This window comes from Pseudomonas sp. S2_A05 (assembly GCF_054668485.1).
The window spans coordinates 4,547,863-4,573,579 of the sequence record NZ_CP162775.1 but is presented as its reverse complement, the minus strand read 5'-3'; the positions used below and the strand labels follow the sequence as shown (position 1 = coordinate 4,573,579).

The following is a 25,717-nucleotide window of genomic DNA, read 5'->3' as shown; positions in this document are numbered from 1 at the left end:
ACGCTCGCTTAACCGGCCGTGACCGGCGCCGCTGGCTTGGCCACCGAGCACAGGCGAATGGAGTCGGCGAGGATCTCGATGGCTTTCGGCCGTGGGAAGCTGGCGCGCCAGGCGATCGCCACGGTGCGGAACGGCACCGGCGCGGTCAGTGGGCGCACTTCGATCACGCCGGGGGCGTAGTGATGGCTGTCCACCGCCGACAGCGGCAGGATCGAGATGCCCAGGCCGGACGCGACCATGTGGCGAATGGTTTCCAGCGAGCTGGATTCTACCGTGGTGTGCTTGGCGCCGTCGTTGCCCTTGGTCAGGGTCGGGCAGGCTTCGAGCACCTGATCGCGGAAACAGTGACCTTCACCGAGCAGCAGCAGGCTCTTGTCGTTGAGCAGGCCGGCGTCGATGGATTCTTTCTTGGTCCACGGATGCTGGGCCGGCATGAGCACGTAGAACGGCTCGTCGTAAAGCGGCAGGGTCAGCACGTCGGCTTCATTGAACGGCAGGGCGATGATGATCGCGTCGAGCTCGCCGTTGCGCAGTTTGTCGCGCAGCACGTGGGTAAAGTTTTCTTCGATGTACAACGGCATCTGCGGGGCGACCCGGTGCAGTTGTGGAATCAGATGCGGGAACAGGTACGGGCCGACGGTGTAGATGGCGCCGACTTTCAGCGGTGCGGTCAGCTGGTTCTTGCCGGCTTGGGCCAGTTCGCGGATGCCTTGGGCTTGTTCGAGGACTTTCTGCGCCTGGGCGACGATGCCTTCGCCGACCGGGGTCAGGCGCACGGCGCTTTTGCTGCGCTCGAAAATCAGCACACCGAGTTCGTCTTCAAGTTTTTTCACGCCCACCGACAGCGTCGGCTGACTGACGTGGCAACGCTCGGCGGCATGGCCGAAGTGCTGCTCTTGGGCGAGGGTAACGATGTAACGTAATTCTGTGAGGGTCATAGCAAGCGTCCATGAAGATGCGCGCCAAGCATACCGGCTGCAATCGATAGACGCACGTTATCAGACTGCGGGCTGAGTGCGACACCGGTCGAGGTCGGTTTGCCGCTGGCAGATATGCAAAAGGCACCTTTCGGTGCCTCTTGGCTTGGTTCTCTCGGCTGGCGGAGAACCTTGTGGGAGCTGGCAAGCCAGCTCCCACAGGTATTGCGGTGTTGCTTAGCGGCGGCGTTCGAGCGAATAAACAAACGGCGCAACAATTTCGATCGAGCCGTTGTTGAGCATGTCGGCCGGCGGCTTGGGCAGCGGTTGCGCGCGGCGGATCATGTCCAGGGTGGCCCGGTCCAGATCAGCGTTGCCAGAGCGGCCCACCAGTTCGAACGACAGCACATTACCTTCGCCATCGACCACGAAACGCAGACGATTCAAGCCTTCCTTGCCCCGCGACTGCGCACTCTGCGGGTACTTCTTGTACTTTTGCAGATGCGCGAGCAGGGTGCCTTGCCAACTGGCCTTGGCCGCCAACTGAGCCGGCGACGGACCTGGTGCGGGCTGGGCGGATTTCTCCGTCGGTGCCTGGGTCGGCTGGGTATCGGCCGGTTTCTCCTCGGAAGGTTTCTCCTTCGGCGGTTCGGGCAGCTTTTTCTCGACCGGCTTTGGCGGTTTCGGCTTGGGCTTAGGCTTGGGTTTGGGTACCGCGATTTCCGCTTTCGGTGCTTCAGCCAGTTTCGGGATCGGCAACTCTTCAACCGGAGCCGGTGGCTGCGGCGGTGTGACGACTTTCGGCGGAGCCGGCGGTGGCGGGGCAGGCAACGGGGCCAGCTCGACCATCATTGCCTGCGGCGGCAATTCGATGGGCGGGCGGGCGGTCCAGTTCAGCGCCAGCGCGATGGCCAGCGCGTGCACGCCCAGCACCACGGCCAGGCTACCGCTGTAACGCGTCAGCTTATGGCGCGTCGTGATCATTTCTTGGCTGCCGTCTCAAGTCCGACCAGACCAACCTTCAGGTAACCGGCGGCGCGCAGGCTGTCCATCACGCTCATCAGGTCACCGTAATCCACGCCTTTGTCAGCCTGGAAGAAGATGGTGGTGTCTTTCTTGCCCTGTGTCTTGGCGTCGAGGGTGGCGCCGAGGGTTTCGGCTTTCACTTCGTCGTCACCGAGGAACAGGCGCTGGTCCGCTTTCACACTGAGGAACACCGGTTTCTCTGGCCGCGGCGCCGGTTTGGCGGTCGAGGCTGGCAGGTCGACTTTTATGTCCACAGTGGCCAACGGCGCGGCCACCATGAATATGATCAACAGCACCAGCATCACATCGATGAACGGCGTGACGTTGATTTCGTGGTTCTCGGCCAGATCGTCGTCTGCGCCTTCTTTCAAATGCAGGCCCATGGCCGATTACCCCACTTTAACCATGTGCGGCTGCGAGCTGCGCTCAGGCTGGTGGTCGAGATCGCGGCTGACCAGCAGCAGGACTTCTGCCGAGGCATCGGAGACCTGCGCCTTGTAACCGGCGATGGAACGGGCGAAGACGTTGTAGATCACCACCGCAGGAATCGCCGCAACCAGACCCAGTGCAGTGGCCAGCAGCGCTTCAGCGATGCCCGGTGCGACAACTGCAAGGTTGGTCGTCTGGGTTTTGGCGATGCCGATGAAGGAGTTCATGATGCCCCACACGGTACCGAACAGACCTACGAACGGTGCGGTGGAACCGATGGTGGCGAGGACGCCGGTGCCGCTGCTCATGTTGCGACCGCAGGCAGCAACGAGGCGCTCAAGGCGGAAGCTGACGCGTTCCTTGATGCCTTCTTTCTCGCGGCTGTTGACCGACAGGCGCATCTCTTCGAGCGCGTCGTGCACCAGCAGGTTGGCGAGGGTGCCTTCCTTGCCGGCCGTGGCGCTTGCTTCTTTAAGGGTGGTGGCTTTTTTCAGTGCAGCGATTTCGCCACGCAGACGACGCTTGGCGCCCATCAGCTCGAAGCCTTTGGCGATCCAGATAGTCCAGGTGATGATCGAAGCGATGGCCAGACCGATCATCACGATTTTCACGATGATGTCGGCGTTCTGGTACATACCCCACGGCGAAAGGTCGTGGGCCATGCCCAAGGTGTTGTCGGCTTCGAGGGCTTCAGGTGCGTCGGCGGCGTCGACAGCCTGCACCGGATCGGTGGCGGCTGGTGCAGCCGGAGCGGCAGCGGGTGCGCTCTGCTCGGTGGCGGCTGGGGTGGCGGGTGCTTGAGCGTCGGCGAAGGCGGCGGTCGGTGCCAGCATCAGGCTGAGCAACAGAGCCGCGACGGCGCTCCAGGCGCGAGGTCGAGTGGTTGGCGAAGCGGGAGTTTGATTACGTGTCATGCTGGCCGGACCTGAGATAGAAAAACGTTGTTGCTCTTCCAGGCCTCGTGAGGCCGAGAACAAAAGTGGCGTGCATTATTGCAAGTAATTCTTGTTAACAAAAGTAATAGAGTAACTTTTTTTCCTTCATTGCTAGCCGTTCGTCCTGTGCCAGAGCTAGTCTGTGCCTTTCTGATGGGAGTTTTCTGATGTCCGCGCCTTCTCTTTTGATTGCCGGTTGTGGTGATGTCGGCAGTCGTCTGGCCACGCAATTGCTGGCGGCTGGCTGGCAGGTTCATGGCCTGCGCCGCGACGTTTCCAAGCTGCCGGAGGGTGTCATCGGCGTCGCCGGCGACCTGTTCAGCGAAGAGTGCCCGGCGACCTGGCCGATAGGCGCTGTCGACTATCTGGTGTATTGCGCCGCGGCCACCGATCACGACGAAGAGGGCTATCGCAAGGCCTACGTGCAGGGTTTGCAGAATGTGCTGAGCTGGCTGGGTGACTATGGGCAAGTGCCCGAGAGGCTGATCTTCGTGTCCAGCAGCAGCGTGTACGGCCAGCAGGACGGAGCATGGGTGGATGAGACCTCCGAGACGGTCGCGGCCGGTTATTCAGGTCGCTTGATGCTCGAAGCCGAGCAGGTCGCGCTCAATAGCGGCATCCCGGCAAGTGTGCTGCGGCTGACCGGCATTTACGGCCCGGGCCGCGAGTGGCTGCTGACTCAGGTGCGTCGCGGCTATCGCGTGGCTACGGAGCCACCGCTGTATGGCAATCGTATTCATGCCGATGATGCAGCGGGGCTGCTGGCGTTCTTGCTGGAAAAAGACCGCGAGGGCGTCAAGCTGGACGAGCTCTATATCGGTGTGGATGACGCGCCAGCGCCATTGGCCGAGGTGGTGGGCTGGTTGCGCGAGTACCTGGGTGTGACTGAATGGGCGGACGACGCCAGTGTGCGGCGCACCGGCAGCAAGCGTTGCAGCAATGCGCGGGCGAAAGCGTTGGGGTGGGTGCCGAAGTATCCAAGTTACCGCGAAGGCTATGCAGCGATCCTGGAAGGTCGCTAAAAGCAAAAGATCGCAGCCTTCGGCAGCTCCTACAGGAAAATGCATTCCAAAGTAGGAGCTGCCGAAGGCTGCGATCTTTTCAGCGGGTTACTGCTTTTCCAGCAACCACTTGCGCTCACCTGCGGCAAACTGCGGTTGCTCATCTGCCAGCGCAGCATTGACTGCCTGCAGAATCTCCAGCTCCTTGCCCTTGCGCACAAAGATCCAGTTGTTGCCCTGGCCATTGAGTTGCAGCCACATGCTGTCGTTGCCATTGCTCATGGACGCGCAATCGCCGGCCAGACACAAGGCATAACGGTCAACGCCCGGCAGGCCGGTCACCTGGCCGTCGGCCTGGAACTGCACGGTGCCGCCTTCACCCTGGCCGCTGGCGATGGTCCAGTTGCCGCCCAGGTATGCTGAGTAGAGCGCGCGTTCGAAGCTGGCACCGATTGGCGCGCCTTCCGGCACGGGGATTTGTGCGCGATCGAAGACTTGTTCGGGTTCGTTGTCGCTGGCAGCTTGTTGCAGGCGCCCGCCGTCGCGTTTCAGTTCGCTGGCGGAGCTGCCGTAGAAGTCGACCTTCCAGGCGCCGGACTCTCCGCCCAGCAGCCGTCCTTCGACGTTCTCAAAACCGTTGGTGTAGCGGGCCTGACCGGCCTTGGTGTTGACGTCCCACTCCAGATTCGGGCCGTAAGCCTGCAGCGCTTCACGCAGGGGACCGCCCTTGGCGGCGGCATCGATCGCCACCTGGTTGATCCAGGTGCCGCTGATGTCACGGTCGGCAGGGTCGCTGGCGCAGCCGCCGAGAAACAGGGCGAGCAGCGAGAGAGCTAGCGCTTTGCGCATGGTGAAATCCTTTCAAAACCTTTTCTTGCGGCAGTCGGCGCGGCGTGAAGGCCGCGCCGTGCGCATCACTCGATGACCAGAATGGCATCCATTTCAACCTGCGCACCCTTCGGCAGGGCGGCCACGCCAATGGCGGCGCGGGCAGGGTATGGCTGGTCGAAGTACTTGCCCATGATCTCGTTGACCTTGGCGAAGTGGCTCAGGTCGGTGAGGAAGATGTTCAGTTTGACGATGTCCTTGAACGAACCGCCGGCAGCTTCGGCCACGGCTTTGAGGTTCTCGAAGACCTGGACGGTCTGGGCTTCGAAGCCCTCAACCAGTTCCATGGTTTTTGGGTCCAGAGGAATCTGGCCCGACATGTACACGGTGTTGCCTGCCTTGATCGCCTGGGAGTAAGTACCGATGGCGGCCGGGGCCTTGTCGCTGGTGATGACGGTTTTGGTCATGTAGGACTCCTTGTAATAGGCAGGTTATGCGCGCATGCGGGTGATGCGGATCACCCCGGTCAAGGCGCGCAGTTTCTTGATCACGCGGGCCAGGTGCACACGGTCGTGGACGCTGACCACCAACTGCACGACGCTGATGCGACCATCGCGTTCGTCCATGCTGATTTTCTCGATATTGCCGTCGGCCGCGTTGACGCTGCTGGCCAGCAGGGCGATCAGGCCGCGCTGGTGTTCCAGCTCGACGCGCAACTCGACGTTGAATTCGCCGGTGACATCCTTGGCCCACGAGAGCTGGATGCATTTTTCCGGGTTGTGCCTGATTTCGCTGATGTTGCGGCAGTTATCCAGGTGCACGACCATGCCTTTGCCCGCCGACAGATGTCCGACAATCGGGTCGCCGGGGATCGGTGTACAGCACTTGGCGTAGCTGAGCACCAGGCCTTCGGTGCCGCGAATCGCCAGCGGACCTTCCGGGCTCGGCAGCTGCTCGCCTTCGCCAAGCAGGCGACGGGCGACCACGTACGCCATGCGGTTGCCCAGGCCGATGTCTTCGAGCAGGTCTTCGATCAGTTCGAGGCGGTACTCGGTAAGCATTGCTTTGACGCGCTCTGCCGGGATCTTCTCCAGGGAGCTGTCGAAACCGTTGAGGACCTTGTTCAGCAGGCGTTCGCCAAGACTGATGGACTCGGAGCGGCGTTGTAGCTTCAGCGCATGACGAATGTGCGTACGCGCCTTGCCGGTAACGACGAAGTTGAGCCATGCCGGGTTCGGCCGGGCGCCGGGAGCGCTGACGATCTCGACCGTGGAGCCGCTTTGCAGCGGTTCGGACAGCGGCGCGAGACGACGATTGATCCGGCAGGCGATGCAGCTGTTGCCGACATCGGTGTGCACTGCGTAGGCAAAGTCGACCGCCGTGGAGCCTTTTGGCAGCTCCATGATCCGGCCTTTGGGCGTGAACACGTAGACCTCGTCCGGGAACAGGTCGATCTTCACGCTTTCGATGAATTCCAGCGAGTTGCCGGCGCGTTGCTGCATTTCCAGCACGCCTTTGACCCACTGGCGAGCGCGGGCGTGCGTGCCTTTGGGCTGCTCGTCGCCGCTGGATTTGTACAGCCAATGGGCGGCGATGCCGTTGTTGGCCATTTCTTCCATTTCGCGGGTGCGGATCTGGATCTCGATCGGTACACCGTGCATGCCGAACAGCGTGGTGTGCAGCGACTGATAGCCGTTGGCCTTGGGGATCGCGATGTAATCCTTGAAGCGCCCCGGCAACGGTTTGTACAAATTATGCACAGCACCCAGTACGCGGTAGCAGGTATCGACCTTGTCGACGATGATCCGGAACGCGTAAACGTCCATGATCTCGTTGAAGGCCCGACGCTTGCCGCGCATTTTCTTGTAGATGCCGTAGAGGTGTTTCTGCCGACCGCTGACTTCGCCCTGGATGCCGTCGATGGCGAGGCAGTGACCGAGGGATTCTTCGATCTTGTTGACGATTTCCTTGCGGTTGCCCCGGGCGCGTTTGACCGCCTGGTAGATCCGCGCGGAACGCATCGGGTGCATGGCCTTGAAGCCGAGGTCTTCGAATTCGATGCGGATCGCGTGCATGCCCAGCCGGTTGGCGATGGGTGCGTAGATCTCGAGGGTTTCCTTGGCGATACGCCGGCGTTTTTCGCCGGACAGCACTTCCAGCGTGCGCATGTTGTGCAGACGGTCGGCGAGCTTGACCAGGATCACCCGGATGTCGCGCGCCATGGCCATGGCCATTTTCTGGAAGTTTTCCGCCTGGGCTTCGGCCTTGGTCTCGAAATTCATCTGGGTCAGTTTGCTGACCCCGTCGACCAGTTCGGCCACGGTTTCACCAAACTGCGCTTGCAGCGCTTCCTTGGCGATACCGGTGTCTTCGATCACGTCATGCAGCATCGCGGCCATCAGGCTCTGATGGTCCATGTGCATGTCGGCAAGAATATTGGCCACGGCAAGAGGATGCGTGACATACGCCTCGCCGCTGCGACGGCGTTGACCGTCATGGGCTTGTTCGGCGTAGAAATACGCTCGGCGGACCAGGTTGACCTGGTCGTTGCCGAGGTAGGTCGATAAGCGATCGGCGAGGGCGTCTATGCTCGGCATGATGATTCCTGCCGAAAGCTGTGACCCCGCGCCGTGCTACGTCGACCAGGCATAGGCTTAGACGGCCTCGTTCGACTCGTCCTCGAACGCTGCGAACAGCGGTTCATCCTGGACGATTTCCTGCTCGGCGATGAACTCGTAGCTCATCAGGCCTTCAGCAATTTCACGCAGCGCGACAACGGTCGGCTTGTCGTTTTCCCACTGCACCAATGGCTCTTTGCCGCCGGTGGCCAGTTGACGGGCACGCTTGGTAGAGAGCATGACCAGCTCAAAGCGGTTTTCCACGTGTTCTAGGCAGTCTTCAACGGTTACGCGGGCCATGGTATTCCTCGGAGCGAATGCAATATGCGCGCTGCCCGGTTGGGCGAGCGGACTGAGCAGTTTAAAAAATCACCAGCGATTAGGGAAGCGCTGATTTTTTGACCAGACCCTTCAACGCGCTGCAAGCACCAATGTAAAGCGCTTGCAGGCATTTTGGGAAGTGCTGTTTTAGCCGAGCAATTCAGCCAGCAATTTGCCGAAACGCACTTGCTGGCGTTTCTGTTGCAGCTGATTGGCGCGGAAAATCGCTTTCAGATCGTCCAGCGCGTGGGCGAAATCGTCGTTGATGATCAGGTAATCGTAATCGACGTAATGGCTCATCTCGCTGACCGCTTCGCGCATGCGGCCGTCGATGATCTCGTCGCTGTCCTGGCCGCGGTTGGTCAGGCGCTGGTGCAGGGCTTGCAGCGATGGCGGCAGGATGAAGATCGAGCGCGCCTGCGGCATCAGTTTGCGCACTTGCTCGGCGCCTTGCCAGTCGATTTCCAGAATCAGGTCGTGACCTTCGTCCAGCGTCTGCTGCAGGCGGCTTTGCGAGGTGCCGTAGAAGTTGCCGAAGACTTCGGCGCGTTCAAGGAAGTCGCCGTGCTCGCCCATCTTCACGAACTCTTCGCGGGTCACGAAATGGTAGTTCACGCCATCCACTTCGCCCGGGCGCATGGCGCGGGTGGTGTGCGAGACCGAAACGCGGATCTCCGGGTCGGCGTCGGTCAACGCCTTGACCAGACTGCTCTTGCCCGCGCCCGATGGCGCGGAAATGATGTACAGGGTGCCGGTGTGTTGGGTCATGTCAGGGTAGCCTTACTCAATATTCTGCACTTGTTCGCGCATCTGCTCGATCAACACCTTGAGGTTGACGGCGGCCTGGGTGCTGCGCGGGTCGAAGGCTTTGGAGCCCAGTGTGTTGGCCTCGCGGTTGAGCTCCTGCATCAGGAAGTCCAGACGCCGCCCGGCGGCACCACCGGACTTGAGCACCCGGCGGACTTCGATGATGTGAGTGCTCAGGCGATCCAGTTCTTCGGCCACGTCGCTTTTTTGCGCGAGGATGACCATTTCCTGTTCCAGGCGCTGCGGGTCGAGCTCAGCCTTCATGTCGGCGAAGCGGTCGAGAACCTTCTGGCGCTGGGTGGCGAGCATCTGCGGCACCAGTTCACGCAGGGTCACCACGTCTTCTTCGATGGAAGTCAGGCGGTCGTTGATCAAGCGAGCCAGCTCCGCGCCTTCGCGCTCGCGACCAGCCTTCAGATCCTTCAAGCCCTGATTGAACAGCGCCAGCGCTTCGGCGTTCAGCGCTTGCGGGTCGGTCGCATCGGCCACCAGCACGCCGGGCCAGGCCAGCATTTCCAGCGGATTCAGCGCAGCAGGATTCTTGATCAGACCGGCAACGGTTTCCGCAGCGGCCACCAGTTGCGCGGCGCGCTCGCGGTCCACTTGCAGCGGTTTGCCGGTGCTTTCTTCGGTGAAGCGCAGCGTGCATTCCAGTTTGCCCCGCGACAGGCCCTGACGCAGTGCTTCACGCACGGCGCCTTCGAGGTCGCGAAACGATTCGGGCAAGCGCAGGTGCGGTTCCAGATAGCGGCTGTTGACCGAGCGCAGTTCCCAGCTCAGGGTGCCCTGAACGCCGGCTTTCTCGACGCGGGCGAAGGCGGTCATGCTGTGCACCATGGCGGTGACCTCGCAATGCAGATCGGCGCGAAACGCTGTTTCGCAGGCGCGATTTCAATGAATTTAAGCCGACTGGCAGCAAAGGCGCAGGATTGTAGCGCAGTGCGGCGAATGCGCCCAAACACACGGTGTGACAAAGCGCTGCAGCCCGTCGGTTATGCGCGCTTGAGGGGCTTCGGTCGTCGGCCGGCGGTTTTAACCAGTGCCCACTCGCGGTGCAGGGCTCTATAATGCTCGGCAGTTTTCCGTCCTCAGTACAGGTATCCCTATGAAACGTCCAAGTGGTCGCGCTGCCGATCAGCTCCGCTCGATCCGCATCACCCGCAACTACACCAAACACGCCGAGGGATCCGTACTGGTCGAATTCGGTGATACCAAAGTCATCTGCACCGTCAGCGTCGAAAATGGCGTGCCGCGCTTCCTCAAAGGCCAGGGCCAGGGCTGGTTGACTGCCGAGTACGGCATGCTGCCGCGCGCCACCGGTGAGCGTAACCAGCGTGAGGCCAGCCGTGGCAAGCAGGGCGGTCGTACTCTCGAAATCCAGCGTCTGATCGGCCGCTCCCTGCGCGCGGCGCTGGATATGTCCAAGCTTGGCGACGTGACCCTGTATGTCGATTGCGACGTGATCCAGGCCGATGGCGGTACTCGCACCGCGTCCATCACCGGCGCCATGGTTGCGCTGGTCGATGCCCTGAAAGTGATCAAGAAGCGCGGCGGCCTGAAAGGCGGTGACCCGCTCAAGCAGATGATCGGTGCAGTCTCGGTGGGCATGTACCAGGGCGAGCCGGTGCTGGATCTGGACTATCTTGAAGATTCCGCTGCTGAAACCGACCTGAACGTAGTGATGACCAGCACCGGCGGTTTCATCGAAGTGCAGGGCACTGCTGAAGGCGCGCCGTTCCAGCCTGAAGACTTGAACGCCATGCTGGAACTGGCGAAGAAAGGCATGAACGAGATCTTCGAACTGCAGAAGGCTGCACTGGCCGACTGAGGTTTTCGACCACAAGGAGGACATGATGAGTGACGAGCAAGAGTTGCTGCCCAAACCGAGCCAGGAGGTTCGCCAGTGGGCAATGTTCTGTCACCTGTCCGCCTTGCTGGGGATCTGGATTCCGTTCGGCAATCTGATCGGGCCGTTGATCCTATGGCAGATGAAGCGCGAGAAAGACCCTTTTATCGATGCACAGGGCAAAGAGGCGTTGAATTTTCAGATCACGGTGGCGATAGCCTCAATGATCTGCTTCCTGCTCATGCTGCTGATCATTGGTTTCTTCCTGTTTGGTTTGTTGGCGATCGCCGCACTGGTCCTGACGATCATTGCAGGGGTCAAAGCCAACGAAGGTTTCCCATACAGATATCCGTTCACCTGGCGATTGATCAAGTGAAAGTCTGTTGTGTCGCAATATGAAAATACCCCGACTTATCGGGGTATTTTTATTTGTGCAACTTAATAATTGGTTTTTGTTGTAGGACTAGTCTGTTAACGATGTGCGGTTTGGCATTTATTTGCTGATGTTCCTCTATTACATCTTTGGTCACAACTGATCGGTCCAGTGCTTATTCCCGTTCTTGTTATTGGCGCGAGCTGGTTGTTAAAGTTGCCCGATGTAATGTTTCGGTTGAAACATTCCGATATGTTCAAGCCATCGATGGCACTTGAATTCCCCAGTAATCAGTGTTGAGAAAATCAGCCGGTTCACCCGTCGAGCCCAGGTAAACGCTCGCCTCGTGAATACTTAGCCAAGAATAATCCACATGATTGAGCTCGATTTCTACGGCACGCTCGTGGCCGCTTCTTTAGTACTGCTGCTCGGACGCGGACTTGTTACGCGTGTCGGCTTTCTGCGAAGTTACAATATTCCTGAACCGGTAGCAGGCGGCCTTGTGGTTGCCGTGCTCCTGTTGATATTGCGCACTTTCGACATTGAAGTCCGCTTCGATACATCATTGCAAACCCCCCTGATGTTGGCTTTCTTTGCCACCATTGGCTTGAGTGCTGACCTTGCCAGTCTGAAGAAGGGCGGCCGCATTGTCGGTATCTTCCTGCTGGCGGTCATTGGCTTGCTGGTGGTGCAGAACGCCATGGGCATCGGGTTGGCAACCCTGCTCGGGCTCGACCCTTTGATGGGCTTGCTGACGGGCTCGATCACGCTGGCCGGCGGCCACGGCACTGGCGCTGCATGGGGCGCGGTGTTCAGCGAGAAATATGGCCTGGCGTCGGCTTCAGAGCTGGCGCTGGCCTCAGCGACGTTCGGTCTGGTGCTGGGTGGTCTGATCGGTGGGCCCGTTGCCCGGTTGCTGATCAAGCGCGTGCAAGTGCCGGGTTGCAATCCGCAACAAGCGCCGCGACTGCCAAGAGGTTTTGAACAGCCAAACAAGGAACGCTCAATCACGCCGTTTTCGTTCGTCGAGACGCTGGCGCTGATTGCCGTCAGCCTGCTCGCTGGCAACCTTCTGAATGGCGTTCTGCATGGCACTGCGTTCGAACTGCCGACGTTTGTTTGCGTGCTGTTTGTAGGTGTGGTGTTGCGCAACAGTCTGTCAGCACTTGGCTTGTATCAGGTGTTCGAGCGTGAAGTTTCCGTGCTCGGCAATGTCAGCCTCTCGCTGTTTTTGGCGATCGCGCTGATGTCGCTGAAGCTTTGGGATCTGGCGGCGTTGGCATTGCCGATCTTCATCATTCTGGCCGTGCAGGCGCTGGTCATGGCGCTGTTCGCGATTTTCGTAACGTTTCGGGTGATGGGCAGCAACTATGATGCCGCCGTACTCGCTGCGGGACACTGCGGCTTTGGGCTGGGTGCCACGCCTACGGCCATTGCCAACATGCAAGCGGTGACGCAGCGCTATGGCCCTTCGCAAATCGCGTTTCTGGTGGTGCCGATGGTAGGAGCGTTCTTCATCGATATCGTTAACGTCATCGTGATCAAGCTGTACCTGGCCTTGCCATTCTTCGCTGCGGTTTAGGAAGCACGGCGCATAAAAAATGCCCGCATCTCACGATGCGGGCATTTTCTTTGGCTGCGATACGACGCTTAGATGGTCAGCGTCCAGTCGTAGTCGACGATCAACGGCGCGTGCTGCGAGAACCGTGGCTGACGCGGCAGGCGTGCACTGCGCACCGAGCGACGCAGGCCCGGGGTCAGGATCTGATAATCGAAACGCCAGCCCAGATTGAGCATCTCGGCCTGTTCGTTATCCGGCCACCAGCTGTACTGATCGCCTTCGCGGCTGACTTCGCGCAGCGCATCGACGTAGCCCATGTTGCCGACAATCTCGTCCATCCAGGCGCGTTCCGGCGCCAGGAAGCCTGGAGATTGCTGGCTGTCGCGCCAGTTCTTGATGTCGAGTTTCTGCTGCGCAACGTACAGCGAGCCACAATAAATGTACTCGCGACGTTTGCGTCGCTGTTTGTCCAGGTACTTGCCGAAATCGTCCATGAGCTTGAACTTCTGGTTCAAGTCCTCATCGCCGTTCATCCCCGAAGGAAACAGCAAGGTGGCAATACTGACTTTGTCGAAATCTGCTTGCAGGTAGCGCCCGTAGCGGTCGGCCGTCTCGAAACCGAGACCGCTGATGACAGCCTTCGGTTGCAACCGCGAATACAAAGCCACGCCGCCTTGGGCAGGGACTTCAGCATCGCAGGCATAAAGGAAGTAGCCATCCAGTTGGAAGGCTGGGTCATCCAGTTCAAAGGCGGAGGCACGGGTGTCCTGCAGGCAGATGACGTCGGCATTCTGGGCTTGCAGCCAACTGAGCAAACCGCGCTCGACTGCCGCCTGAATACCATTGACGTTCACACTGATGATCCGCATAAATGGCCCCAAAAATCGCGTGCGTGTATGATACACGGCGTCAAGCTAATTAGCTAAATCCGTGGTATTTGGGGTTTTTTTCATGCAAGCGTATCAGCGCGATTTCATTCGTTTTGCCATCGATCGCGGCGTTTTGCGCTTCGGTGAGTTCACCCTGAAGTCCGGGCGCACCAGTCCCTACTTCTTCAACGCCGGCCTGTTCAACTCGGGTTCGGCCCTGGCGCAGCTGGGGCGTTTCTACGCCGCCGCCATCACCGAGAGCGGCATCCCCTTCGACGTTCTGTTTGGCCCGGCTTATAAAGGTATTCCGCTGGCGGCCACGACCGCCGTTGCGCTGGCCGAGCATCACGATCGTGACCTGCCGTGGTGCTTCAACCGTAAGGAAGCCAAGGCCCACGGCGAGGGCGGCAGCCTGGTTGGCGCACCGCTGACTGGCGAAGTCTTGATCATCGACGACGTAATCACCGCCGGCACCGCCATTCGTGAAGTGATGCAGATTATTGCTTCCCAGGACGGCGCCAAGGCCGCCGGTGTGCTGATCGCACTGAACCGCCAGGAGCGTGGCAACGGCGAATTGTCGGCCATCCAGGAAGTCGAGCGTGACTTCGGCATTCCGGTGATCAGCATCGTCTCGCTGAATCAGGTGCTGGAGTTCCTCGCCGACGATCCGCAGCTCAAGCAACACCTCCCAGCCGTGGAAGCGTACCGCGCCCAATTTGGCGTGTGATACGCACCTGTAGGAGCTGCCGAAGGCTGCGATTTTTTGATCTTGTTTTTCAGGATCAAGATCAAAAGATCGTCCGATCGCGGCCCGAGCCTTCGGCAGCTCCTACAGTGGTCTACGCAGTTTTTGCCATTTGATCAGCAGTCTCAGCGCCAGTCCCGCATTGACCAGCGCAAACACCAGCAGCGCTACAACCACCATCACGTACAACGTGCGATCCACATCGAAATCCCACAAATCCAGCGTGCTGCTGTCGATGATGCTAACCGCAGCCGGCAAGTTGACGTAAAACAGCGCCACAAACGCGCACGTCAATGGCAATGCTCGCCAGTAGAAAGCTGCCATCACCTTGTCTCGACTGCGCTTGCGGGCCTGCGAACCTTTTTGAAATTCATCTTCAGCCAGCGCTTCATTGAGCGCCGGCCACGCCAGATTGAACATGAACGTGGTCAGGGTCAGCAGCAAGCCACTGACCGCGACGATGTCACTGAACGGCATTCAGACCCAGCGTTGCACACAGCAATGCGTGGGAATCTTCGCTGATCTCGAATTGCCCGGCGCTGCCCTTGCGTTTGGTGATGGGTTTGAAGGTCGGCTCGTTCTGGGTGATGAGCATGTTCAATTCATCGCGGATCACGTCCGAGCTGATCACCACCAGAAACACGTTTTGCGCATGCTCGGCGGACTGGATTACGGCGCGCATGCTGTGCTGCAGGATGTCGTCGAGCTGATTGCGAAAACGCGAAACGGTGTTCTTCAGCAGGGTTTTGCTTTGGCTCTGGGTCAGTTGAAAGATCGTCGAGATCTGCGATTCGGTCGGCAGGGTTTGCCCAAAGTAACTCTGAATCAGATACAGCAGGCGATCCTGTTTGGCTTCGTCCGCCCGGCTGGGCATGCCGCCCTCAACCAGCATTTTCAGGTATTCGGTCAGGCTGGCTTTGGCGATGCGCTCCAGCGCATGGGCGATTTCAGCGTCGCCGATGCGCAAGGTCTTTTTTACCGGTTCCTTTTGTTCCTGCTCGAAAGCATCGGCGTCGATCGTGAACGAGATCTGCATGAGTCGCCGCTCCGGTTATTTGTCGCTGGCGGCTGGGTAGGGATCCTGGGGCGCATCTCCTTGGCCGGTGAGCACTTTCCAGCCCTTGAGTGGGTGAGAGGCTTCGGTGAAGTCAGGGCAGGGCGGCATCGAAGTCTGCGAAGGGGCTGAATACTCTCGGCCGCAGTCCACGCAGGCCTAAATGCCAGCCGAAATGTCACTGCCGTAAGGAACGCTGTTTTTTTGCATGGGAAGATCTCCGTTGGATGAGGGGAAGATCCTATGGAGATTTGTTCTGGAGGGATGTCGGACGTTTCGCTGTGTCGCGTCAGGCTTTTCCTGCGCGCACAAAAAAGATCGCAGCCTTCGTCAGCTCCTACAGAAATTTCGCATCAACGAAATTTGCAGGCGCTGCCGCAGATTGCGATCTCCGGTGTATCAGCGATCAAGGACGCTTGCGATTGCTGATCAGCGTACCCACGCCAGTATCAGTGAAGATTTCCAGCAGAATCGCGTTCGGCACACGACCGTCGATGATCAACGAACTACCTACGCCACCCTGAACCGCTTCCAGTGCGCAGCGGATCTTCGGCAGCATGCCGCCGTAGATCGTGCCATCGGCGATCAGGTCGTCGACCTGCTGCGTGCTCAGGCCGGTCAGCACGGTGCCCGACTTGTCCATCAGGCCGGCAATGTTGGTCAGCAGCATCAGCTTTTCAGCTTTCAGTGCTTCGGCAACCTTGCCCGCCACCAGGTCGGCGTTGATGTTGTACGACTCGCCGTTCTCACCGACGCCAATCGGCGCGATGACCGGGATGAAGTTGCCTTTGACCAGCAGATTCAACAGCTCGGTATTGATGCCGACGACTTCGCCGACATGGCCGATGTCGATGATTTCCGGCTGGGTCATCTCCGGGGTCTGGCGGGAAACGGTGAGCTTCTTCGCCCGGATCAGCCCGGCATCCTTACCGGTCAGGCCGATGGCGCTGCCGCCATGGCGGTTGATCAGGTTGACGATGCTCTTGTTGACCTGACCGCCAAGGACCATTTCCACCACGTCCATGGTCGCCGCGTCGGTAACGCGCATGCCGTCGACGAAGTGGCTTTCGATCGACAGGCGCTTGAGCAGATCACCGATCTGCGGGCCGCCACCGTGCACGACCACCGGGTTGATGCCCACGGCTTTCATCAGCACGATGTCGCGGGCGAAGCCGGTTTTCAGCTCCTCGCTTTCCATCGCGTTGCCGCCGTATTTGATCACCAGGGTCTTGCCGACATAGCGTCGGATGTAAGGCAGCGCTTCGGACAGGACCTTGGCAGTGTTGGCGGCGGCTTCGCGTTCGAGGGTCATTCAGGGCTCCGGGTGGATCAGAACGGTAGTTGGAGATCAGGTGCAACGCGTTTCAGTTGGGCGTGGAACACATCCTTGATGCGTTGCAATTCAGCCTCGTCATCGGCCTCGAAGCGCAGCACCAGCACCGGTGTGGTGTTGGATGCGCGCACCAGGCCCCAGCCTTTGGCGTAATCGACACGCACGCCGTCGATGGTGGTCAGGTCGGCGCCTTCGCCCCACTGAGCATCGTGCAGTGCATCAATGATGCTGAATTTGCTCTCTTCGGTCACATGGATATTGATTTCCGGCGTGGAAATATCGTTCGGGAAGGTCGCAAACAGCTCTTCCGCGGTGGATTTTTCCTTGCTGAGGATCTCCAGCAGACGTGCGGCGCTGTAGATGCCGTCGTCGAAACCGAACCAGCGTTCCTTGAAGAAGATGTGCCCGCTCATTTCGCCGGCCAACAGTGCGCCGGATTGTTTCATTTTCTTTTTGATCAACGAGTGACCGGTCTTCCACATTAGCGGCCGACCGCCGTATTCCTTGATCAATGGCACCAGGCGACGGGTGCATTTGACGTCGAAAATGATTTCCGCGTCCGGGTTGCGTGCCACCACATCGCGGGCGAACAGCATCAGCAGACGATCCGGGTAGACGATACTGCCGGTGTTGGTCACCACGCCGACGCGGTCGCCGTCACCGTCGAAGGCCAGGCCGATATCGGCGTTGGTTTCCTTGACCTTGGCGATCAGGTCGACAAGGTTTTCCGGTTTGCCCGGATCCGGGTGATGGTTAGGGAAGTTGCCGTCGACTTCGCAGAACAGCGGGATGACTTCGCAGTTCAGCGCTTCGATCAGTTGCGGGGCGATCACGCCGGCCGCGCCGTTGCCGCAGTCGACCACGACTTTCAGGCGACGAGCGAGTTTGATGTCCTGGACGATTTCGGTGTTGTAGCGGTCGAGGATTTCGACCTGAGTGACGCTGCCCTGGCCGCTGCTCAGGTCATTGTTCTTGATGCGCTCGTGGAGCACTTGAATCTGCTCGTTGGCGAGGGTGTCGCCGGCGATGACGATTTTGAAGCCGTTGTAGTTCGACGGATTGTGGCTACCGGTGAGCATCACCCCGGACTTGCCGGCCAGCACGTTGGCGGCGTAATACAGCGCCGGCGTTGGCACCAGACCGACATCGCTGACGTGGCAACCGCTCTCGGCGATGCCGCGAATGAGTTCCGCGACCAGCTCCGGGCCGGACAGGCGGCCGTCGCGACCGACCGACACGTTCGGTTCGCCCTGGGCCAGGCTCTGCGAGCCGATGGCACGGCCGATCCAGTAGGCGGTTTCGCCGTTGAGGAATTCCGGCACGGTGCCACGAATGTCGTAGGCGCGGAAAATGCTGTCAGGCAGCTTCGGGGCGATCTTGGCGGGGGTGCTCATCTGTGGACATGCTCCATCTCGAAAAGGGCGGGACAGACCGGCGAATGATTCGACGGCAGGCTCAAACTGAAGGGTATGACGGCGTTTTCCACAGAGAGTTCGTGCTATGAAAGGGCCATGACGCCCCGGCTGGCGTGGCTTTGGGCCGGCAAAACCTTGATTTACGGTGTTAAAACCTGCTGCCGATGTAGCGCATTTTTTGTGGTGAGGGGATAAATCCCCTCACCACCATAATTTCTATCCGGTTATTTGGTGCCAGTGTGGCCAAAGCCGCCGGTACCGCGCTCGGTCTCGACAAACTCTTCAACCATTTCGAAATGTGCTTGCACTACCGGTACCAGCACCAATTGCGCCAGGCGTTCGCCGACGGTCATGGTGAAGTCGCTCTGGCCGCGGTTCCAGCAGGAGACCATCAGCGGACCCTGGTAATCGGAGTCGATCAGGCCGACCAGATTGCCCAGCACGATGCCGTGTTTGTGGCCCATGCCCGAGCGAGGCAGGATCAGTGCGGCGAGATTCGGGTCGCCGATGTACACCGACAGGCCGGTGGGAATCAGCACGGTTTCACCCGGTTTGATCACGATGTCCTGTTCCAGCATGGCGCGCAGGTCGAGGCCGGCGGAGCCCGGCGTGGCGTATTGCGGCAGCGGGAATTCGGTGCCGATGCGTGGATCGAGGATCTTGGCTTGCAAAGCGTGCATGTAAATTAAACCTGGTTCAGACGTTCGGCGATAAAAGTGACCAGTTGGCGAGCGATCTTGCTCTTGCTGGTCTGGGCGAAAACCGTGGCGTGCAGCTCACGGTCGATGACGCTGCAGGCGTTTTCTTCGCTGTTGAAACCGATGCTCGGGTTGGCGACGTCGTTGGCGACGATCAGATCGAGATTCTTGTCCTTCAGCTTGCGTGCAGCGTAGTCGAGCAGGTGTTCGGTTTCGGCGGCGAAGCCGACACTGAACGGACGGTCGGGACGGGTCGCGATGGTGGCCAGGATGTCCGGGTTACGCACCATTTGCAGGACGAAGCCGTCGCCGCTCGTAGGATCTTTCTTGAGTTTATGCGGAGCTACTACTTCCGGGCGGTAGTCCGCCACCGCTGCCGACGAGATGAACACATCGCAAGGCATGGCCGATTCGCAGGCGGCGAGCATGTCGCGGGCGCTGACCACATCGATCCGCGTCACGCGATCCGGCGTCGGCAGGTGCACCGGGCCGCTGATCAACGTCACACGGGCGCCGGCTTCCACGGCTGCTTCGGCGAGGGCAAAACCCATTTTGCCGGAGCTGTGGTTGGTGATGTAACGCACCGGGTCGATGTTTTCCTGAGTCGGGCCGGCGGTGATCACCACATGCTTGCCGGTCAGGGCCTGGCGCTGGAAGCAATCGGCGGCGAGCAGTGCCAGATCGGTGGCTTCCATCATGCGGCCCATGCCGACGTCGCCGCAGGCCTGGCTGCCCGAGGCCGGGCCGAAAGTCTTCAGGCCACGGCTCTCCAGCAGTTGCAGGTTGGCCTGGGTCGCCGGGTCGCGCCACATCGCCTGGTTCATCGCTGGTGCGACGGCAACCACGGCATCAGTGGCCAGCACCAGCGTGGTCAGCAGATCGTTGGCAATGCCTTGGGCCAGACGGGCGATCAGGTCGGCGGTGGCCGGGGCGATCAGCACCAGATCGGCCCATTTCGCCAGCTCGATATGACCCATGGCGGCTTCGGCGGCAGGGTCGAGCAAGTCGAGGTGAACCGGGTGGCCCGACAGGGCCTGCATGGTCAGCGGGGTGATGAATTCGGCGCCGCCATGGGTCATGACCACGCGCACTTCGGCACCCTGGTCGATCAGGCGGCGAACCAGATCGGCGCTCTTGTAGGCCGCAATGCCGCCGCCGACGCCCAGAACGATGCGTTTCCGATACAGCCGCTGCATAGGTCTGCCTTTCATTTCGTTGATGACGGCGGCGCGATACCCCTCCCCAGGGTTGAATCGACCGCCAAAAAGATGGGCTACGATATCACAGCGACCGCTACGGAACAGCGGCGCCCACAGACAAGGAGGTGCTATGAGTATTCGCGATTGGCCGGCGGCGGAACGGCCGCGGGAAAGGCTGTTGGAACACGGCGCAGGGAGTCTTTCGGACGCTGAGTTGTTGGCGATTTTTCTGCGCACCGGATTGCCCGGAAAAAGCGCTGTCGACCTCGCCAGACATCTGCTGACGCAATTCGGTGGCCTGCGTTTGCTGCTCGAGGCCGATCAGGACGCATTCAGCAAACAACTGGGCCTCGGCCCCGCCAAGTTCGCGCAGCTGCAAGCCGCGCAGGAAATGAGCAAGCGCCATCTGGCCGAGCGCTCACGACAGAAACCGGCACTGGAGAACCCTCAGGTCGTCCGCGATTACCTCAAGGCGATGCTGCGGCATGAGCCGCACGAGGTGTTCGGCTGCCTGTTTCTCGATTCAAAGCACCAGGTGCTGAATTTCGAGGCGCTGTTTCGCGGCTCGATCGACAACACCAGCGTGCATCCTCGGGAGGTGGTGAAGCGCGCGCTGGCCAATAACGCCGCAGCGGTGATCCTGTGTCACAACCACCCGTCCGGCAACACCGATCCGAGTCAGGCCGATCGGCTGCTGACCAAGCGCCTGCAGAAAGCGCTGGAGCTGATTGACGTGCGAGTGCTCGATCACTTCATCATCGGCGACGGCGAGCCGCTGTCGATGGCGGAGTGTGGTTGGATGTAGTTCTCGGCGCCGATTCTGGACCTTGTGGGAGCGAGCCTGCTCGCGAAGGCGTTTTATCAGTCAGCATCATTGTTTGCTGAAAGACCGCTTTCGCGAGCGGGCTCGCTCCCACAGATTGTTTCCATCCACCGGTGTGTCAGGCAGGTTATTTGAGGCTGATCTTGGAATAATCCTGCCGGCCAAACGGGCTGACGGAATAACCCTGAACATCCTTGCGCGTCAAAGCGTAGGCCGTCGGGTGCGCCAGTGGCAGCCACAATGCCTGCTGCTGGATCTGCGCTTGTGCCTGCTCATACAGCTTGGTGCGCACGCCTTGCTCGCTAGTGGTCTTGCCGGCGCTGATCAGCTTGTCCAGATCGGCGTTGCAGTACCGGGCGAAGTTGGTCCCGGACTTCACTGCTGCGCAGGAAAACTGCGGGGTGAGGAAGTTGTCCGGGTCGCCGTTGTCACCGGCCCAGCCCATGAACAGCAGATCATGTTCGCCGGCCTTGGCGCGACGAATCAGCTCGCCCCATTCGATCACACGAATTTCTGCCTGGATGCCGATCTCGGCCAGATCCGACTGCAGCATCTGAGCGCCGAGGCTTGGGTTCGGGTTGAGCAGGCTGCCCGATGGCCGCGTCCAGATCGTGGTCTGGAAGCCGTCCTTCAAGCCGGCCTTGGCCAGCAGCGCCTTGGCCTTGGCCACGTCGTGCGGATAGCCCGGCAGGTTCTTGGCATAGCTCCAGGTGTTCGGTGGGTATGGCCCATTGGCTGCCTCGGCGGTGTCTTCGAACACGGCTTTGATGTAGTTGGCCTTGTCGAAGGCGAGGTTGATCGCCTGGCGCACTTCCGGCTTGTCCAGCGGCGGATGCTGGCTGTTAATGCCCACGAAAGCGGTCATGAACGCGTCAGTCTTTTCGACTTTCAGTGTCGGTTCCTTCAGCGCTGCCTGTACATCCAATGGTTTCGGCGACAGGGCGATCTGGCACTCATTGCGCCGCAGCTTTTGCAGGCGCACGTTGGCGTCCGGCGTGATGGCGAAGATCAACGGGTCGACGGCAGGCTTGCCATGGAAATAATCCGGGTTGGCCTTGTAGCGAATCGCCGCGTCTTTCTGGAAGCGATTGAACACGAACGGACCGGTGCCGATCGGCTGGCTGTTGAGTTTGTCGGTGGCGCCGGCCTTCATCAGTTTGTCGGCGTATTCGGCGGAATAGATCGAGGCGAAACCCATGCTCAGGGTCGCGAGGAAGGTCGAATCCGGATGATCAAGCGTGAAACGCACGGTCAGCGGGTCGAGGGCGTCGATCTTCTTGATCAGGCTTGGCAGTTGCATCGACTGCGCATGGGGGAAGCCGCTCTGCGCGACTTTGTGCCACGGGTTGGCCGGGTCGAGCATGCGGTCGAAGCTGAATTTTACGTCTTCGGCACTCAGCTCGCGGCTCGGCTTGAAGTAATCGGTTGTGTGAAATTTCACCTGCGGGTGCAGTTTGAACACATAGGTGAGGCCGTCGGTGCTGACTTCCCAGCTGTCGGCAAGGCTCGGAATGACCTTGCCGCTGGCGGTGTCGAAATCCACCAGGCGGTTCATCAATACGTCAGCCGAAGCATTGGTGGTGGTCAGTGAGTTGTACTGCACCACGTCGAACCCTTCAGGGCTGGCCTCGGTGCACACGCTCAACGCGGCGGCCTGGGCAAGGGGGCTCAGCAGGAGCGGGGCGAGCAACAGGGGTAGGGCAGCGAGGCGCATGGTCGGTTTCCTTTACAGATCGAAGGCCCATCTGCAAGTGCAGTCTGGAAAAGTCCTACCCTAGAGCTCTGAATTGCAAATGACTATCCCCTTTTTGCATTTTCAGGCGCACTCTTGCGCGGTTTCGAGCGTGGGCCGCCCGATGAAAAGTCTGAATCGCCTGTAGGACGGGATTTCTGCGACGAGTGGTCAAAACTGGCCGCAGCCTTTGTCCAAGGCGTCTGCGGCGGAAAAAATCGCCCTTTTGCCGATTGATTGCACACCGATTGTTGTTGCACCCCGGTCTTTCTGGTATAAAGCAGCGCTCTTTTCTAGGGGCCCGGTTCCTTCACTGTAGGTGTAGCCGGTAAGACCTCTAAAGAAACGCGGCGCCTGGCGCCAAATGACTGAGAGATTAAGCGGCCAACCCATGCCGGGTTGGGCATGTGGTTTTAGAGGGCTGAGGCATGTCGAGAGTATGTCAAGTTACCGGTAAGGGTCCGGTGACTGGGAATAACATTTCCCACGCAAACAACAAAACCCGTCGTCGTTTCCTGCCGAACCTGCAGCATCACCGCTTCTGGGTTGAAGAAGAGAAACGTTTTGTGCGTCTGCGCGTATCTGCCAAAGGCATGCGTATCATCGACAAGCGTGGCATCACTGTCGTGCTCGCCGAACTTCGCCGCGATGGCAAGATTTAAGGGAGCTAATCATGCGTGAATTGATTCGTTTGATCTCGAGCGCCGGTACTGGTCACTTCTACACTACCGACAAGAACAAGCGTACTACCCCGGACAAAATCGAGATCAAGAAATATGATCCGGTTGTTCGCAAGCACGTGATGTACAAGGAAGGCAAAATCAAGTAATTGATTTTTCCTGACTGCGAAAAAGGCCCGTATCGTGAGATACGGGCCTTTTTTTTGCCTTGGATTCTGCGGTGACCGGTTGGGCCTTATCGCTGGCAAGCCAGCTCCCACATTGATTGCCGGTCTTCACAGAACCTGTGTCATGCACAAAACCTGTGGGAGCTGGCTTGCCAGCGATGAGGGCCGATCAGCCAGCAAACATCTCAAGCCTTCTGTTCAAAGATCACATAAACCTTGCGGCAAGCCTCCAGCACTTCCCAGGTGCCGCGAAAACCCGCCGGGATCACGAAGCGATCGCCAACGCGCAAGGTCTTGGCATTGCCATCGCTGTCACGCAATACCGAAACCCCCTGCAGAATCTCGCAGTACTCATTCTCGGTGTAATTCACCGTCCACTGGCCCACCGCGCCTTCCCACACACCAACACCCATTTGCCCACAAGGGCTGTCGTATTGATGAAACACCGCTTGCTCAGGGTCGCCTTTGAGCACTTTCGCCGGGTCCGGGCGATAACGCTCGACTTCGCTGCTGGCGAGGCTGATGTCGACGACGTTCTGGATGTTCATTGTTGTTTTCTCCGTTAATGACGGCGCGTTGGCTGGAATGGGCCAAAGTCTATGTTTATTAAAATGAACACCGCAAGGCCGTATGGCCAGCTTATGTCAAATATATTGAAACAAACCCGGTCGCTGGTTTAGGGTGGCGGGTGCCTCGGGCCGAAAGTGCAGGCTGGCCGGGCAGAATTCTTGAACAGCGCCGCAGCGCTTGCGGTGCCCGTATTCAATAAGAGGAGGACACCCGAATGACCACCCTGACTCGTGCCGACTGGGAACAACGCGCCCGCGATCTGAAAATCGAAGGCCGCGCCTTCCTGAATGGCGAATACACCGACGCCGTTTCCGGCGAAACCTTCGAATGCATCAGCCCGGTCGATGGCCGCCTGCTCGGCAAGATCGCCAGCTGTGACGCCGCCGATGCTGACCGTGCCGTGGAAAACGCTCGCGCTACTTTCAATTCCGGCGTCTGGTCGCGCCTGGCGCCGACCAAACGCAAAGCCACCATGATCCGCTTCGCCAGCCTGCTGAAACAGCACGCCGAAGAACTCGCGCTGCTGGAAACTCTCGACATGGGCAAGCCGATCAGCGATTCGCTGTACATCGACGTGCCGGGCGCGGCGCAGGCGCTGAGCTGGAGCGGAGAGGCGATCGACAAGATCTACGACGAAGTCGCCGCGACCCCACATGATCAACTGGGCCTGGTGACTCGCGAGCCGGTGGGCGTGGTCGGCGCTATCGTGCCGTGGAACTTCCCGCTGATGATGGCTTGCTGGAAACTCGGCCCGGCGCTGTCGACCGGCAACTCGGTGATCCTCAAGCCGTCGGAAAAATCGCCGCTGACCGCCATCCGTATCGCTGCGCTGGCCATTGAAGCCGGGATTCCGAAAGGCGTGCTCAATGTGCTGCCGGGCTATGGCCACACCGTCGGCAAGGCGCTGGGTCTGCATAATGATGTCGACACGCTGGTCTTCACCGGCTCGACCAAGATCGCCAAGCAACTGATGGTCTACGCCGGCGAATCGAACATGAAGCGTGTCTGGCTGGAAGCCGGCGGCAAGAGCCCGAACATCGTCTTCGCCGATGCGCCGGATCTGCAGGCCGCCGCTGAATCCGCCGCCAGCGCCATCGCCTTCAACCAGGGCGAAGTCTGCACCGCCGGTTCGCGTCTGCTGGTCGAGCGCTCGATCAAGGACAAATTCCTGCCGATGGTGATCGAGGCGCTGAAAACCTGGAAGCCCGGCAATCCGCTGGACCCGGCGACCAACGTCGGTGCGCTGGTCGATACCCAGCAGATGAACACCGTGCTGTCGTACATCGAATCCGGCCATAGCGATGGCGCCAAACTGGTCGCCGGCGGCAAGCGCATCCTCCAGGAGACCGGTGGCACTTACGTCGAGCCAACCATTTTCGATGGTGTGAGCAATGCGATGAAGATTGCTCAGGAAGAGATTTTCGGCCCAGTGTTGTCGGTGATCGCTTTCGACAGCGCCGAAGAAGCCATCCAGATTGCCAACGACACGCCATACGGTCTGGCCGCAGCGGTGTGGACCCAGGACATCTCCAAGGCGCATCTGACTGCCAAGGCCCTGCGCGCCGGTAGCGTGTGGGTCAACCAGTACGATGGTGGCGACATGACCGCGCCGTTCGGTGGCTTCAAGCAGTCGGGCAACGGTCGCGACAAATCGCTGCACGCCTTCGACAAGTACACCGAGCTGAAGGCGACGTGGATCAAGCTGTAAGACGTTAGCGAGCCCGGTCACTCCGGGCTTCCTGACCAAACAGAGATCCCCTGTGGGAGCGA

At 59.8% G+C, this 25,717-nt stretch carries 27 protein-coding genes and 1 pseudogene; 9 read left to right on the top strand and 19 right to left on the bottom strand.

Annotated features, from left to right (window positions below):
* Positions 1-8: 8 nt before the first annotated feature.
* From AB4O12_RS20915 to exbB, 4 genes are all read right to left on the bottom strand, one after another.
* A complete protein-coding gene (locus tag AB4O12_RS20915; protein ID WP_024014805.1) occupies positions 9-938 on the bottom strand; it encodes a hydrogen peroxide-inducible genes activator in 930 nt (309 codons plus the stop codon).
* 216 nt (positions 939-1,154) lie between these two features.
* Complete coding sequence (locus tag AB4O12_RS20910; protein WP_042608108.1) at positions 1,155-1,901, bottom strand: TonB family protein; 747 nt, start codon at positions 1,899-1,901, stop codon at positions 1,155-1,157.
* On the bottom strand, positions 1,898-2,326 hold the full coding sequence (gene exbD / locus AB4O12_RS20905) for a TonB system transport protein ExbD (protein WP_016772535.1): 429 nt from the start codon (positions 2,324-2,326) through the stop codon (positions 1,898-1,900). Before exbD ends, AB4O12_RS20910 begins: the two co-directional genes overlap by 4 nt.
* Before the next feature lie 6 nt (positions 2,327-2,332).
* Positions 2,333-3,286, bottom strand: coding sequence for a tonB-system energizer ExbB (exbB, locus tag AB4O12_RS20900; protein ID WP_041476629.1), 954 nt, complete (start codon positions 3,284-3,286; stop codon positions 2,333-2,335).
* 188 nt (positions 3,287-3,474) lie between these two features.
* Between exbB and AB4O12_RS20895 the strand changes: the two genes are divergently transcribed.
* Positions 3,475-4,329, top strand: a complete 855-nt coding sequence (locus tag AB4O12_RS20895; RefSeq protein WP_460059658.1) for an SDR family oxidoreductase — start codon at positions 3,475-3,477, stop codon at positions 4,327-4,329.
* 87 nt (positions 4,330-4,416) lie between these two features.
* On the opposite strand, the gene AB4O12_RS20890 is transcribed toward AB4O12_RS20895, so the two are convergent.
* The 6 genes from AB4O12_RS20890 to AB4O12_RS20865 form a co-directional block, all read right to left on the bottom strand.
* Positions 4,417-5,157, bottom strand: a complete 741-nt coding sequence (locus tag AB4O12_RS20890) for a hypothetical protein (protein WP_252868469.1) — start codon at positions 5,155-5,157, stop codon at positions 4,417-4,419.
* Positions 5,158-5,222: 65 nt separating this feature from the next.
* Complete coding sequence (locus tag AB4O12_RS20885) at positions 5,223-5,603, bottom strand: RidA family protein (protein ID WP_014340863.1); 381 nt, start codon at positions 5,601-5,603, stop codon at positions 5,223-5,225.
* A 24-nt stretch (positions 5,604-5,627) separates the two neighbouring features.
* Positions 5,628-7,733, bottom strand: a complete 2,106-nt coding sequence (gene spoT, locus AB4O12_RS20880) for a bifunctional GTP diphosphokinase/guanosine-3',5'-bis pyrophosphate 3'-pyrophosphohydrolase (RefSeq protein ID WP_007920338.1) — start codon at positions 7,731-7,733, stop codon at positions 5,628-5,630.
* Between the two features lie 57 nt (positions 7,734-7,790).
* On the bottom strand, positions 7,791-8,054 hold the full coding sequence (rpoZ, locus tag AB4O12_RS20875; RefSeq protein ID WP_008030604.1) for a DNA-directed RNA polymerase subunit omega: 264 nt from the start codon (positions 8,052-8,054) through the stop codon (positions 7,791-7,793).
* A gap of 168 nt (positions 8,055-8,222) precedes the next feature.
* Positions 8,223-8,843, bottom strand: coding sequence for a guanylate kinase (gene gmk, locus AB4O12_RS20870; RefSeq protein WP_039757364.1), 621 nt, complete (start codon positions 8,841-8,843; stop codon positions 8,223-8,225).
* Positions 8,844-8,855: 12 nt separating this feature from the next.
* Positions 8,856-9,719, bottom strand: a complete 864-nt coding sequence (locus AB4O12_RS20865; protein ID WP_460059657.1) for a YicC/YloC family endoribonuclease — start codon at positions 9,717-9,719, stop codon at positions 8,856-8,858.
* 268 nt (positions 9,720-9,987) lie between these two features.
* On the opposite strand from AB4O12_RS20865, the gene rph reads away from it, so the two are divergent.
* The 3 genes from rph to gltS all read left to right on the top strand — a co-directional run bounded on the left by rph (position 9,988) and on the right by gltS (position 12,683).
* Positions 9,988-10,710: a ribonuclease PH gene (gene rph, locus AB4O12_RS20860; RefSeq protein ID WP_027610407.1), complete on the top strand. Its 723-nt coding sequence runs from the start codon at positions 9,988-9,990 to the stop codon at positions 10,708-10,710.
* A 25-nt stretch (positions 10,711-10,735) separates the two neighbouring features.
* On the top strand, positions 10,736-11,104 hold the full coding sequence (locus AB4O12_RS20855; protein WP_016772541.1) for a DUF4870 domain-containing protein: 369 nt from the start codon (positions 10,736-10,738) through the stop codon (positions 11,102-11,104).
* A gap of 370 nt (positions 11,105-11,474) precedes the next feature.
* Positions 11,475-12,683 carry a sodium/glutamate symporter gene (gltS, locus tag AB4O12_RS20850; RefSeq protein ID WP_056791569.1) on the top strand — a complete coding sequence of 403 codons (1,209 nt, stop codon included), beginning with the start codon at positions 11,475-11,477 and terminating at the stop codon, positions 12,681-12,683.
* 68 nt (positions 12,684-12,751) lie between these two features.
* Here gltS and AB4O12_RS20845 read toward each other — a convergent pair whose 3' ends face one another.
* Entirely contained in the window at positions 12,752-13,531 is a 780-nt protein-coding gene (locus tag AB4O12_RS20845) for an exodeoxyribonuclease III (RefSeq protein WP_016772543.1), read from the bottom strand.
* 82 nt (positions 13,532-13,613) lie between these two features.
* Here AB4O12_RS20845 and pyrE point away from each other — a divergent pair, with 82 nt between their 5' ends.
* Positions 13,614-14,258, top strand: a complete 645-nt coding sequence (gene pyrE, locus AB4O12_RS20840) for an orotate phosphoribosyltransferase (RefSeq protein WP_056791572.1) — start codon at positions 13,614-13,616, stop codon at positions 14,256-14,258.
* A gap of 102 nt (positions 14,259-14,360) precedes the next feature.
* Here the strand turns inward: pyrE and AB4O12_RS20835 are convergent, their stop codons facing one another.
* The 6 genes and pseudogenes from AB4O12_RS20835 to coaBC all read right to left on the bottom strand — a co-directional run bounded on the left by AB4O12_RS20835 (position 14,361) and on the right by coaBC (position 19,972).
* On the bottom strand, positions 14,361-14,753 hold the full coding sequence (locus AB4O12_RS20835) for a hypothetical protein (RefSeq protein ID WP_305381777.1): 393 nt from the start codon (positions 14,751-14,753) through the stop codon (positions 14,361-14,363).
* Positions 14,740-15,312: a hypothetical protein gene (locus AB4O12_RS20830; protein ID WP_016772546.1), complete on the bottom strand. Its 573-nt coding sequence runs from the start codon at positions 15,310-15,312 to the stop codon at positions 14,740-14,742. The genes AB4O12_RS20835 and AB4O12_RS20830 overlap by 14 nt, the downstream gene beginning before the upstream one ends.
* 424 nt (positions 15,313-15,736) lie before the next feature.
* Positions 15,737-16,642, bottom strand: coding sequence for an acetylglutamate kinase (argB, locus tag AB4O12_RS20825; RefSeq protein ID WP_016772548.1), 906 nt, complete (start codon positions 16,640-16,642; stop codon positions 15,737-15,739).
* Between the two features lie 17 nt (positions 16,643-16,659).
* A pseudogene (locus tag AB4O12_RS20820) lies at positions 16,660-18,063 on the bottom strand (phosphomannomutase/phosphoglucomutase); the annotation flags it as partial.
* A 239-nt stretch (positions 18,064-18,302) separates the two neighbouring features.
* A complete protein-coding gene (dut, locus tag AB4O12_RS20815; protein WP_016772550.1) occupies positions 18,303-18,758 on the bottom strand; it encodes a dUTP diphosphatase in 456 nt (151 codons plus the stop codon).
* Between the two features lie 5 nt (positions 18,759-18,763).
* A complete protein-coding gene (coaBC, locus tag AB4O12_RS20810; protein WP_016772551.1) occupies positions 18,764-19,972 on the bottom strand; it encodes a bifunctional phosphopantothenoylcysteine decarboxylase/phosphopantothenate--cysteine ligase CoaBC in 1,209 nt (402 codons plus the stop codon).
* A gap of 133 nt (positions 19,973-20,105) precedes the next feature.
* Here coaBC and radC point away from each other — a divergent pair, with 133 nt between their 5' ends.
* Positions 20,106-20,780: a RadC family protein gene (radC, locus tag AB4O12_RS20805; protein WP_056791587.1), complete on the top strand. Its 675-nt coding sequence runs from the start codon at positions 20,106-20,108 to the stop codon at positions 20,778-20,780.
* A 145-nt stretch (positions 20,781-20,925) separates the two neighbouring features.
* Here radC and AB4O12_RS20800 read toward each other — a convergent pair whose 3' ends face one another.
* A complete protein-coding gene (locus AB4O12_RS20800; protein ID WP_460059656.1) occupies positions 20,926-22,512 on the bottom strand; it encodes an ABC transporter substrate-binding protein in 1,587 nt (528 codons plus the stop codon).
* Between the two features lie 446 nt (positions 22,513-22,958).
* Between AB4O12_RS20800 and rpmB the strand changes: the two genes are divergently transcribed.
* Positions 22,959-23,192, top strand: a complete 234-nt coding sequence (gene rpmB, locus AB4O12_RS20795) for a 50S ribosomal protein L28 (protein ID WP_007920377.1) — start codon at positions 22,959-22,961, stop codon at positions 23,190-23,192.
* 11 nt (positions 23,193-23,203) lie between these two features.
* A complete protein-coding gene (gene rpmG, locus AB4O12_RS20790) occupies positions 23,204-23,359 on the top strand; it encodes a 50S ribosomal protein L33 (protein ID WP_016772554.1) in 156 nt (51 codons plus the stop codon).
* 203 nt (positions 23,360-23,562) lie between these two features.
* Here rpmG and AB4O12_RS20785 read toward each other — a convergent pair whose 3' ends face one another.
* Positions 23,563-23,925, bottom strand: a complete 363-nt coding sequence (locus AB4O12_RS20785; protein WP_150637118.1) for a cupin domain-containing protein — start codon at positions 23,923-23,925, stop codon at positions 23,563-23,565.
* Between the two features lie 236 nt (positions 23,926-24,161).
* On the opposite strand from AB4O12_RS20785, the gene AB4O12_RS20780 reads away from it, so the two are divergent.
* Positions 24,162-25,655 carry an aldehyde dehydrogenase gene (locus AB4O12_RS20780; RefSeq protein ID WP_041476638.1) on the top strand — a complete coding sequence of 498 codons (1,494 nt, stop codon included), beginning with the start codon at positions 24,162-24,164 and terminating at the stop codon, positions 25,653-25,655.
* Positions 25,656-25,717: the final 62 nt, after the last annotated feature.